The sequence below is a fragment of the Vibrio sp. 970 genome, from assembly GCF_033339075.1.
Genome location: NZ_JAWOTW010000665.1, coordinates 1 through 555 on the forward strand (window position 1 = coordinate 1; position 555 = coordinate 555).

Here is a 555-nt window from a genome sequence, read left to right on the forward strand (position 1 = left end):
CGTCTTGGATACATTGGTGCTACACACGAGCAGTTTGGTCGAGTTGTTGGCGGTACTCAATGGTCGCCATACTACGATGTAGCGGGTGTCGCGGATTTACCAATTGCTTATGCGAATGACTTCCTATACGAAAACCATAACAACCTAGGCTCTGGGCGAGCTGAAAAAATGCTGAGTTATCGTAAGAGCTTTGAATTTGGTGAAGGATTTGTCTTTAACTTAGGTCTTGGTTGGCAGGGCAAAAACGATGACATAAGTGAAGTTCTTGAGAAAGATAAAGATTCCGGTTTGCCAGTGTATGTTAAAAAAGGAGCTGAATACGATGCTCGTGGTCAAGTAGCGTTAAGTGCACAGTTTGCTGGCTTTGGTCTTGGTTACGTATACAGTGGCGGTGATGTTGAGATCTCTTCTTTAGGTACTAAGTCAGCTGAATCACACCTATTCTCTGTAAATTACGGTGAGTACGGTTCTGGTCTATACGCAGCTGTTGTTTACGGCATGAACGATTACTTCTACGAGATGCGTGAAGAGACATCTCAGCTTGAAGGTCTGTTG

Annotated in this window: 1 pseudogene; it reads left to right on the top strand. The window is 44.1% G+C overall.

The features are described from left to right. Window positions 1-555 (top strand): annotated as a pseudogene (locus R7Q11_RS28500) (porin); the annotation flags it as partial.